Source organism: Sphingomonas populi (assembly GCF_004208535.1).
GTDB classification, from domain to species: Bacteria; Pseudomonadota; Alphaproteobacteria; order Sphingomonadales; family Sphingomonadaceae; genus Sphingomonas; species Sphingomonas populi.
On sequence record NZ_SGIS01000069.1, the window covers coordinates 1 to 10987 of the forward strand.

General features: G+C 57.2%; 7 protein-coding genes and 2 pseudogenes. 2 read left to right on the forward strand and 7 right to left on the reverse strand.

Annotated features, from left to right (window positions below):
• Positions 1-114, forward strand: a pseudogene (locus EWE75_RS25770) (IS630 family transposase); the annotation flags it as partial.
• 9 nt (positions 115-123) lie between these two features.
• Here the strand turns inward: EWE75_RS25770 and EWE75_RS22735 are convergent.
• From EWE75_RS22735 to EWE75_RS22755, 5 genes are all read right to left on the reverse strand, one after another.
• Positions 124-789 carry a TetR/AcrR family transcriptional regulator gene (locus EWE75_RS22735; protein WP_130160358.1) on the reverse strand — a complete coding sequence of 222 codons (666 nt, stop codon included), beginning with the start codon at positions 787-789 and terminating at the stop codon, positions 124-126.
• Between the two features lie 5 nt (positions 790-794).
• Complete coding sequence (locus EWE75_RS22740; protein ID WP_206364855.1) at positions 795-1760, reverse strand: VOC family protein; 966 nt, start codon at positions 1758-1760, stop codon at positions 795-797.
• A 213-nt stretch (positions 1761-1973) separates the two neighbouring features.
• Positions 1974-4397 carry a TonB-dependent receptor gene (locus EWE75_RS22745; RefSeq protein WP_130160359.1) on the reverse strand — a complete coding sequence of 808 codons (2424 nt, stop codon included), beginning with the start codon at positions 4395-4397 and terminating at the stop codon, positions 1974-1976.
• A gap of 242 nt (positions 4398-4639) precedes the next feature.
• Complete coding sequence (locus EWE75_RS22750; RefSeq protein WP_165388500.1) at positions 4640-5641, reverse strand: amidohydrolase family protein; 1002 nt, start codon at positions 5639-5641, stop codon at positions 4640-4642.
• A 242-nt stretch (positions 5642-5883) separates the two neighbouring features.
• A complete protein-coding gene (locus EWE75_RS22755; protein WP_130160361.1) occupies positions 5884-7386 on the reverse strand; it encodes a CoA-acylating methylmalonate-semialdehyde dehydrogenase in 1503 nt (500 codons plus the stop codon).
• A gap of 137 nt (positions 7387-7523) precedes the next feature.
• Between EWE75_RS22755 and EWE75_RS22760 the strand changes: the two genes are divergently transcribed.
• The gene (locus EWE75_RS22760) at positions 7524-8411 is read left to right on the forward strand and encodes a LysR family transcriptional regulator (RefSeq protein ID WP_130160362.1); all 888 of its coding nucleotides are present in this window, start codon (positions 7524-7526) and stop codon (positions 8409-8411) included.
• Between the two features lie 92 nt (positions 8412-8503).
• Here EWE75_RS22760 and EWE75_RS22765 read toward each other — a convergent pair whose 3' ends face one another.
• Both EWE75_RS22765 and EWE75_RS22770 read right to left on the reverse strand, forming a co-directional pair.
• A complete protein-coding gene (locus EWE75_RS22765; protein WP_130160363.1) occupies positions 8504-9724 on the reverse strand; it encodes a cytochrome P450 in 1221 nt (406 codons plus the stop codon).
• A gap of 677 nt (positions 9725-10401) precedes the next feature.
• Positions 10402-10773: pseudogene (locus EWE75_RS22770) on the reverse strand (ISNCY family transposase); the annotation flags it as partial.
• Positions 10774-10987: the final 214 nt, after the last annotated feature.

The window sequence follows — 10987 nt, forward strand, 5'->3', positions numbered from 1 at the left end:
GCCATCAATCGCTACCTCAAGGAACACAACGCCGACCCAAAGCCCTTCGTCTGGACCAAGCCCGCCGCTCAAATCCTCGACAAGCTCGCCAGACTGCCTGCATCTTCCGTCTGACTCGCTGCACTAGTCGGTTTTCCTGATCGAGCGCATCAGAACGTCTACCGCGAATTCCTGCCAGTCGGCCACCCCGGCGCTACTGCCCAGATCGATTCCGCATACCAGGTCCAGCGCATTACGGCTGTTTCGCGCACCAGCCGTGATCATGCTGGCTGCTACAAAGAGCCGCGCAGCATCGATCGAGGGCCGGAATACGCCCCCGACCGCGCCCCGATCGAGCAGGACTTGCAGCCGCTTGACGAATTTCTGCATCAGACCCTTGAAGGCCGCCGAAGGCTTGCGGATGGATTTCGCACAGCGACTGTGATCGATCATGAAGGCCGACAACGTCGGAAACTTGTTCGCTTGGTTCAGCAGCCCAAAAAAAAGGTCCCTGATTGCCGCTTCCGGATTGGTGGACTCAGTATCGAGCTCGTTGACGTACGACATCAGCATCATCACTTCGCGGATGACGATGTCGTAGAATATATCGTCCTTGCTCTTGTAATAATAATAGATCGACTGCCGAGTCATCTTTGCCCGGGCCGCAATCGAATCTATCTTGGCGGCGGCAGGACCGAGCTCGTTGAATTCCTGGCGCGAAGCCTCGATGATCCGATCCAGTGCCTTGCTGCACTTGGGCGCTTCAGTTGCGCCCGACGTATCGACTGCTCCCATGGCAACCTCTGCCATTTTGCTTATGCCGCCTCGAAATTCTGTGGAAACTTCTTCGGAGAACGCGGGCCCCAATAGGAGAATACTTCCCCCGGCTCGTGGTCGGCTGAAGGCCAATCATGACCCGCGGGCACATAGTCCATGTCGGCAATATATTCGCTATAGCTGTTCCAGGGATCCTGGACATAGTAGAAGTAGTTGGAACCGAGCAGGTGTCGGCCAAGTCCCCAGCCCTCAGTGTACCCCTTGTCGATCATGCACTGCGACGACACCCCGACATCGTGGACACTGGGCAAGTCCCAGCTCATATGGTGCAGACCGGTGTGAGTCGATCCAACCAGAGCCAGCAGGTGATGGTCGGAACCATGAATGCCGTGGACAAATGAGATATGGTTCCCGCACCGGTCGGAAAGGCGCAAGCCGAGAATATCTGCATAGAAATCGAGGGCCTCGTCCATATCGGCGACGAAGATGGCCACATGGGACAGCCGCCTTGGCTTTGCTGCCGGAGCAACAGCCTTAGGCGCCGCTCCAGCCCGGCCCGGCTCAGCGGAAGGGGAGATGAAATGCGACTTGGTGTCCGGCGAACTCTTTTCCGCAACCTTGATCTGCAATGGGAGTCCGTCGGGCGATTTGAACCACAGGCCGCCGTCGTCGTTCAGCGGCGCGCAGCGTTCGATCTTGCGTTCATTCAACCGCCGTTCGAATTCCGGCATGTCCTGCTGATAGGCACCGAACGAGAGATAGCGAAGCTTCTTCGAAGACCCTTCGGCACCTTGCGATATCTTTACCCAGCAATGGGGGTTGTCAAACGTGTAAAGCTCAAGGCCACAATCGGCAGCCTGCCGCACATCGAGGCCGAAGTCGGTATAGAACCGGGTCGCCACGTCCAGCTCCGGCACTGCAAAAGCAAAGTGATCCGCCGAGTGGACACCGATAGCTGCGGTCGAACCCACATCTTCCATAACCACAGAACTGCCTTGTGACATATTTCTCTCCATCCTCGAAACCGCGTCAGGCGGCCGTAAAATCTTGTAGTTTAGCCCGATGTTACTATCGGCTTGGACCGTGAAAGCGACTAATCGAAGCACCGGGGCGGATAGTATCATGGCTTTATCTGGTCAGTTGCCATCTCTGCACTGGACATGGGAAGCAAAGAAGGGGCAGCTCGAGTTATTATACCCAAACTGGCCCCAGATAGATCAGAATTTGTAGCCGAGTTCGAGACCGTACATCCGCGGTTCTGCATAGTTGCGGGTGATCACGCCAATGGCGCTTGCCGCTGCCACACCGGCGATCGAGTAGGTCTTGTTAAAGACGTTGCGCATATAGAATGCTGCCGAAAGGCCACTAGTCGAGATATTCGACCATTCCAGCCGGGTGTTAGCAACGGTGAACCTGGGGATTGTGTCACCGGTGACGTAGAAGCTGCTCTGGTGGTAGATGTCGGCATTGAACGTGACGTTCCCATCCAGCGGATGGATCGGCATAACCCAACGCACTGCAGAAGTGACGGCCCATTTCGGCGAAGCTGAAAGGGGCAGGGCGGTCGAGAGCTGCGGAATGTTCGGAAGCGTGGCTTTTACCAACTTCGAATCGGTATACGCCGCCGTATTGGTCCACGACAGGCCTCGTACCGGCTGAAGTGTCAGCTCGGCTTCGAGGCCCTTGATCTCATAGTCGCCCACATTGATGTTGATCGCGCTAAACTGCGGCGCTGCAGAATCGCCCGTGGGAACGACGCCACTGGTGTTGAAGCCAAGCACCCCATTTGTGTACCAGGTTTGGAACAGCGCAAGGTTGAACCGTGCCTTGCCCTCACCCAGCGGGAACTCGGACTTGAACCCAATTTCGACGTCCTTGACGATTTCAGGCTGGATCGTCTGGTAGGGACGCAGGTCTGCGCCAGGCGCGCCGACACACGCGCCACCGGTCGTGCAAGGGCTGTTGAAAAGCGGGTAGTTCAGCCCCCCTTCACGGAAGCCTTTGCGGTGCGTTGCATAGACCAGCATGTCATCGCTGACCTGCCAATCGACAGCAATGTTATAAGTCCAAGCGTGTTGCTTCGCTGTAATCGTGGATGAGTTGACGGCGCTGGGGCAGTTGCTTTGCAGGATCGACGGTTCACCGGCCTTGGGGTCTGTGAGTACCGCGAAGGGGTAGGATTCCGGTGTAACCGCTGAGCATCCTGTGACCTTAGTGTCATTATAACGGATGCCGCCGGTTAGCTTGAATGCATCAGTCACCTTGTAGCTGACTTGGGCGAATGCAGCCTTGTTGATCACGGTCTGGTAGGCCACCGTATATCTGCCTGCCGGAGCGAAGGCTACGAAGTTGGTGCCGCTGCCTTTGCCGTTGGGGGATTCCTTGATGTAGAACAGCCCCACAAGGTATTCTAATCGATTATTCAGAAGATTGCCGAAGGCATGAAATTCGTCGCTGACCTGCTTCTGGGAATCGCGCGTGAAACCGTTGATCAGTGGTAGCGGCGAATCGACGGCATCGACATTGAAAGAGGTGCGAATGCCGGTTTCACGATAGCCGAAGATGTTGCGCAGGGTCAGGCCATCCGTGACGTCGATCTCGGTCTTGTTGGAAACGCCCAACTGCCTACGATAGAGGTTCTGAACGACATCCGAGTAAGCAGTGCGCTTACCCGCTGCCTTCTGGCGCGCCAGTTGGTCATCGATGTCGAAGCCCGGAGGCAGGACGCCGGGGATCGCGGCGCAACCCGGATTGAAGGCGTTGACCGTGTTGCAGTCGAAGAAGTGGGCCAACTGCGGCAGCCGGATCGCGCCGCCACCGGTGAGGCCTACGAGCACCGAGCTCGGACCGACTTCATCCGCCAGATAATAGTCGAACACCGTGTTGTTGCGGAAACCCTCGGCCGGCTCGACCAGCAGGCTGGCGCGAAACGCGTTGGTATGCACGTCGTCGGGATTGCCACCCTTGCCGATGACTTTCGTATAGCCATCACGCCGCGCAATATGGCCAGCGACGCGCAGTGCGACCTTGTCCCGGATGATCGGCAGATTGATCGCGCCCTCACCTATCTTTGTATCATAGTTGCCATAGGTGCCGCGGACGTAGCCGCCAAAGTCATAATTCGGCGCCTCCGGCGTAAGGATAATGGCGCCGCCGATGGCATTGCGGCCGAACAGCGTGCCCTGCGGACCCTTCAGGACCTGAACGCTGCGCATGTCAAAAGGCGTGATGTTCGAGCCGCTGAAGTAGAGAGGGACATCGGCGAAGTAGGTGATAACCGCGTTCGGCGCGTTGCCCGAAGCCGTACGCTGCAGACCGCGCAGGACCACGTTCAGGGCGGCGCCACCACCTTGCGGGGCGAAACGGAGGCCCGGCGTGATCCGGGTAAGATCGCCCAAGCGCGTGATACTGCGTTCTTCAAGCGCCGCGCCACTGAACGCAACGACCGAGACCGGCACATCCTGCGCGTTTTCCTCACGGCGGTTGGCGGTAACGATGATATCCGCAAGTCCAGTGTCGTCCTTGACTGCGCTACCGGCTGTGGCATCAATCTTCGCCGGGGGAGGAACTTGCGCATGCGCGCTGGTTGCAAAAGAGATGGCGGCAACGGCCAGACCACTTAGAAATTTGTACGTGTTCATAATCCACTCCCCTTAAAAACGACAACGCTTGTATTGCGTTGATATTTTGTATTGCGTCGAAATTTGGGCTCGCAAACGCCTCCTGCACGGATATCGTTCGAACCATTTTTCAGCGTAACATGTCATCCACAACCTCCGGACTATGGAGAATTGCGGATTCAGAGTTTCATATAATATGCAAATGTAGCGCTAGTTTCTTGTAGTGTTGTGATGAGCAGGCCCGCCCGCTCATCACACATTTCCTATGGTTTGATCTTGAACAGCCGCTGCGCATTGGTGGAGAGGATCATCTCCTTCTGCTCAGCGGCAATCGGGGCGGCGCGGATCCAGTCTGAACCGGCCTTCGACGATTCGAAGGGATAGTCGATCGCAAACATGATACGTTCTGCGCCAACAGCGTCGATCGCAAATTTAAGCACGTCGTCCGAGAACATTCCGCTCGTCGTGATATGAATGTTCGATTTTACGTACTCGCTTGGCTTTCGCTCCAACTTGATCATGCCCGCCGGAACCTGGCCTTGAGACATCATCATGTCGTAGATATTGTCAAAACGAAACAGCCAATAGGGCAATGACTCGCCCATGTGACCCAAAACGATCTGAAGGTCGGGGAACCGATCGAACACGCCCCCAAACACCATGCGAACGGCATGGAGGCCAGTCTCGGCAGCAAATCCCCATATTGCACCAGAGACACCATAGACGCTGTATGGTTTGAACATGTCATCCGAAGGAAAGGTTGGATGAATGTAGACAGGAGCCTTATTGCGCTGGGCTGCCTCGAGAATAGGATCGAACTTCCGTTCATCCAAATACTCGCCATTCGTGTGCGAATTGATGATAATGCCATGCATTCCCAATTCGGTCATCGCACGTGTGATTTCGTCGGCGGCCCTAGTGGGATCCTGTGGAGCGATGGCGGCCAAACCGGCCAAGCGTGTCGGATACTGACGAATCAATTCCGCCAAGCGATCATTCGTCTGTTGAGCCAAATGCGTCCCAAGATCGGCGTCGAACAACTGAACGCCTGGGCTCGTCAACGACATGAGGTGCATATCAACACCGTTCGCGTCCATACTAGCAAGGCGGGTCTCGACGTCGCAAAGACCTGTCGCCGCCGGATCCTTTGTCAGGAAATAGGCGGCATATCGGACGACATCAGAGGTGCTCGTCGAACCTAGATTGCGTAGAGCTTCGAGATATTCCGGAGTGGCGAAAGCCTCCTCCGTCGCGATCATGTGCATTTTTGGCTCCTCATCCATTTTTTCAAGCTCTCTTCGAAAAGGCTATCGCGAGCTCGCAGCCGGCGAGAGTTCGAAATTCCGGTCAACTTACAAGTCCGGTAGGCCATGCTCGCGAGAGTGAGCGTACGTACGCCCCGTTTCCCGATCTTTGTGAGCAGACGCTCGCATATCACCCGCCAAGTGGGTCGGTGAATCCACCACGACACTCAGCAGAGGGAAATTGGGCGTACGAACACAAACATTCAATTATTGCCAGGGAACGCGAGCGAAAGCGCTGCTTCCTCTTGGTCGGGTTTTGGCCAGCGCTGGGATACTGTCTTCATCTTTGTGTAAAAGCGCGCAGCATCCGGACCAAACATATGCGCGTCGCCGAATTTGGACCGCCGCAACCCGCCGAAATTGTGATGGCCGACGGGGACGGGAACGGCGACGTTGACGCCCTGCATACCGGCCTCGACCTCTTCGATGAAGCGGTGGGCAGCATGGCCGCTGCGCGTGAAGATCACGGCACCATTGCCGTATTCATGCGCATTGGTGATGGTGATCGCTTCATCCAGATCTTTCACGCGCATGATCCCGCGGGCTGGTCCGAATATCTCGCTCTTCCAGAAGTTCATGTCCATCGTGACGTGATCAAGCAGCGTCGCGCCGGTGTAGAAGCCGCTTTCAAGACCGGGAACGACGAAGCCACGTCCATCGACCACCAGTTCGGCACCGTCCGTCACCGCCTCTGCAATCGCCTGTTCAACGAATTGCTTGGCATTTGCCGTCACGACAGCCCCGAAATCCGCTTTGGGATCATCATAAGAGCCGACGTGCAGCGCCTCGATCATGGGAACCATCAGCCCGCGAAGCCGCTCGGCCGTACCTTCGCCCACCGCAAGCACAAGGGACACTGCCATGCAACGTTGGCTGGATGAACCATAACCAGCACTTACAAAGGCCGACGCGGCCGATTCCATATCAGCGTCAGGCATGACCACCATATGGTTCTTGCCGCCTGTATAGGCTGCAACTCGCTTGCCGTGCGCGCAGCCCTTTTGGTAAATATATTCGCCAACGTGCGTTGAGCCAACAAAGCTGATCGCCCCGATCTGCGGATTTTCCAGGATCGCATCGACAACGTCCTTGTCGCCATTGACGGCGTTCCAGACGCCGTCCGGCAGTCCAGCCTGGCGCCAAAGCTCGCCAATAAGGATCGCGGCCCCGGGAACGCGCTCGGAAGGCTTGAGGATGACAGCATTGCCGCTGGCGATTGCCATGGACGTCATCATCAACGGAACCATCGCGGGAAAGTTGAACGGAGCGATGCAACCAACAATGCCTACGGGCTGGCGAATGGAGAAGACATCGATGCCACCCCCCACATTGTAGGAATATTCGCCCTTGGTTACCTGCGCCACGCTTGTTGCGAAATCCACGGCCTCCAGACCGCGGCTAATTTCGCCTTTTGCGTCTGCGATCGTCTTGCCATTCTCCAGCCCGATCAGCTCGGCGAGCTTATCGGTGTTCTCGACAACCAGCTGACGCATCCGGAAGATGACCTCAAGGCGGCGGGCCTGAGACGCCTTCGCCCATGCCCGCCCAGCCGCAGCTGCCACGCTCACCGCATGGTCGAGCGTGGCTTTGCTGGCGTAACGACACTGGTAAAGCGTGGAACCGTCCGAGGGATTGAACACTGCGCCGGAACGGTCGTCGTCCCCCTGATAGGCATTGCCTGCGATGAAATGTGAGATAGCTTCCATGCGATCCTTACTCCCGAGACTTCAGTTTATGCATTTAATGCATTGGCTATCGCAGCTGCCATGTTCTCAGCTCGGGTGCACCGCGAGTGGATGCAGATGCCCTGTGCATAAATGCACGGAACTGCTATGACGAGTTCATGAAGTGGGACGATCTCAGGTTTTTCCTGGAAGTGGCTCGTACGGGGAAGATGACCGGCGCGGCGCGGCGATTGACCGTCGAGCACTCGACGGTGTCGCGGCGTATGCAGTCGATGGAAGCCGATGCCGGGACGCCACTGTTCACACGGGGGCCATCGGGCTTCAAGCTGACCGAAGCCGGGGAAAAACTCCTGCCAAGGGCAGTGGCGATGGAACAAGCCTTTGCCGGAATCGAACGGTCGCTGTCGAACAACCAGCGCGAGGTATCAGGACTAATCCGCATCGGCAGCAGCGAAGCCTATGGCGCTGTGATCTTGCCGCAACATTTAACGCAGCTCACATACGAACATCCTCAATTGAATGTTCAGCTACTCGCCCTGCCAAAAATATTTCAGCTTCCGCGCAATGAGGTTGACATCGTCATATCAATAGATCGACCTGAGCGTGGGCCATATCTTACCGTCAAGCTCGCCGACTATGTACTCCGGCTTTATGCATCGGAAGACTATCTGGCGCGCACGTCCACGATTTCTTCTCTCGATGATCTCCAGTCTCATCGCTTTGTCAGCTATGTTGACGACTTTGCAATCGCCAAAAGCCTTCCTGCAGCACAGCCTCTCCTTGGGCCTGGATATATTCCAATCAAGAGCACGAGCATCCTTTCCCAGCGTTCCGCTGCGGTAGCGGGCGCAGGTCTTGCCATATTACCCTCTTACCTCGTTACGCAGGACGTGCCGCTCCAAGCGGTATTGAGCGAAACAGTTCGCTTTCACCGGACCTACTGGATGGCCATGCCACTCGAGCTGAAAGGGTCCAAGCGCGTTCGTCTGGTTTGGCAATTTCTGCGCCAAGCAGCGCTTGCAGAGCGCGGACGTCTGGCAGAGTAATTATGCCAGAGTAGCTGCCGACGGTTTGGCCAAATCTGAGTGTCAGGCCCGAAATTTACCTTGCAGCGAATTTCGGGCCAGAAACTGATGGTTTATGCGTTCCAGACCAGTGGAAGCGATTCAGGCTGTATCATGCCGCCGATATGGAAACGTATCTTGGCGTCGGGTGCTATTTGAAACTCGGGAATGAGCGCGAGGAACTCTTCCATTGCGATTCGCATCTCCCGACGAGCCAGGTGCATCCCCACACACATGTGCGGACCATAGCCCCAGGATATAAGCCGCGGCTTGCGGTCCAAGATAATCTCGTTGGGCCGATCATATTCCTCGGGATCGCGGCCGGCGAGCGAGGTTGACATCGCGACCTTATCGCCTGGCATGATCCTCACGCCTTGAATCTCGGTTTCCTTCGAGCAGGTCCGGAATGTCGTCACTGCGGCAAAGGCGCGCATACATTCGTCGATGGCGTTGGCGATCATCTCCGGATTGGCGCGGAGCTGCGCCTGATGGTCGAGATTGGAAGCCAGGTGCCGGAACTGTGAAGCCATGTTGGTGGAGACCGTGTCGAGACCACCAATGAACAGATTGAACGCGAAGCCTACCAACTCATCGTCGGTCAATCCGCGCCCATCGATTTGTGTGGTGACGCCGTAGCTCAGAAGATCGTCCGTCGGATTAGCCTGGCGCGCGGCAATCTCGCCCCGGAGATAGGCAACGACATTTCGGGTCGCGGCCGCGATCACCATGGGGTCCGAGGCGTGGAGAAGGTCCGTTTCCCACGCAAGGAACTGGCTGGTAAGTTCCAGCGGCAATCCCATCAGTTCAAGGAAAATCTTGATCGGAAACTCGTACGCGAAGTCCTTGATGAATTCGCACGAGCCCTTTGGCTTGAAATCCTCAATATATTCGCGTGCATATTGGCGAATACGGCCCTCAAGCTTGGTCATGGCCTTTGGCGTGAAGAGCGGATTGACGAACGCACGGTAGAGTCCGTGCTGCGGAACATCTGACTCAAAGGGGAGCAGACGCCAAGTTTCACCAATCATCGCCGCGAACGGACCGGGATCTGCATTGGTAAAGTGTTCGCTGTCGAAGTAGATCTTGCGCAGATCTTCGGTGCGCCGCACGATCCACGCGGGCTGGTCGCCAGGATAGGCATTCAGGGAATAGAAAACCGCTGGCCCCTCATGGATTTTCGGGATCATCGTCTCATGCGGATTTTCGTCGGTGGTGCGGCCGTAAAGCAGCGGATAATCGCGCACTAAATCGGCGGGGACGTGGGCAGGAAGGTCGGCGGTCTCTAAGTTTGTCATAACGTCTCCACTAGTTTAAAGTTTTGTTCGTGCGCGAACCCAACCTTCGACGGTCAACCCGGCCAATCGAAAGGGGCGATGTTTGGTCGGCCGATCGCCACAGTCGGCGACCGCTTTCACCAATGTCGGACCCACTGACTTTGCTTGGGGACTGGTGAATAGCTCGGCATGAAACATGACAGCCCGAATTCGCGAAACACGGGGCAACCGTAGATTAAGCAAGCAGGGCTTGCCGCCAGAGGGAGACCACTGCGGGCGCTCACATACTGCGGCGCGTCGACCCTCTACCCTTGGACCGTATCCAACACTTCGTGCGCTAGCGAGGCGCCAGCATCACTGCGGCACTGTGCCTGTTCTTCATCTCCAGACTGCGCAGTGTTCGTTAGAGCTTTGGCATGCTAAGTATATTCGCTGTCGGGACAATTTTTGTCAGTAAAGGTTACGCTTGCAACACCCCCGATCCCCCTCGACATCCAGGCATGATCCTTCAATAAATGAGCTCAGACCTGATAGACTTACCACGGTAACCGACCTGGGTGACACCCAAAGAACCTTACTCATTGTAAGGACCGAACCGATGGGTCAGGTAGCGGAATTTTTGGGAGCCGGAACGACTGCAGATTCCGGTCGCGTCTACGGCAGGCTCCGGGTTGCTGACCCTCGCCAATCGCGCGCTCGATCGGCTTGCCATGCCGCTCCAGATAGGTGCGCGTGGCCTGCATGTAGGAGAGGGCGGTCTCCGCCTCGGCCATCTCCAGGTGCATCAACTCGCTGGTGGCATCGTCGATATAGACCAGCAGGCTGCAGCGCGGGCCGCGGCCCTCGAACCAGTCATGGTCCGAGCCGTCGACCTGGATTAGCTCGCCGTGGCGCTCCCGCCGGTTGCGGGTCTGGTGGAGCCTGGCGCGCTTGGCTGCCTTGGCTTTCCACAGGCCGGCGCCGATCATCAACTGCCGCAGCGTCTCGTGCGAAAGCGTGATGCCGTGGCGCTCGGCCAGATACTCGGCCGCCAGCGTCGGCCCGAAATCGGCATAGCGCTCGCGGACGATGCCGAGGACCGGCGCCGTAAGCGACGCCCAAGGCCGCCCGGTACTTGATGCCCGGCGCCGCCTCGAGCAGCTTGGCCACCTCATCGACGCTTGTGTGTTGGAAATGTGCATACTGGCGATTGCCGGGACGGGGTGGCCACCCCGTCCCGGCGGCGGATGTGAGGCCGTTCGACTTCGCGATCTTGCAAGATCGTTGCTGAGCAGGGCCGCATCC

Coding starts and splice junctions, on each gene's coding strand:
- EWE75_RS22760 (WP_130160362.1), top strand. CDS start 7,524: ATGAAGTGGGACGATCTCAGGTTTTTCCTGGAAGTGGCTCGTACGGGG.
- EWE75_RS22750 (WP_165388500.1), bottom strand. CDS start 5,641: ATGCACATGATCGCGACGGAGGAGGCTTTCGCCACTCCGGAATATCTC.
- EWE75_RS22735 (WP_130160358.1), bottom strand. CDS start 789: ATGGCAGAGGTTGCCATGGGAGCAGTCGATACGTCGGGCGCAACTGAA.
- EWE75_RS22740 (WP_206364855.1), bottom strand. CDS start 1,760: ATGTCACAAGGCAGTTCTGTGGTTATGGAAGATGTGGGTTCGACCGCA.
- EWE75_RS22765 (WP_130160363.1), bottom strand. CDS start 9,724: ATGACAAACTTAGAGACCGCCGACCTTCCTGCCCACGTCCCCGCCGAT.
- EWE75_RS22755 (WP_130160361.1), bottom strand. CDS start 7,386: ATGGAAGCTATCTCACATTTCATCGCAGGCAATGCCTATCAGGGGGAC.
- EWE75_RS22745 (WP_130160359.1), bottom strand. CDS start 4,397: ATGAACACGTACAAATTTCTAAGTGGTCTGGCCGTTGCCGCCATCTCT.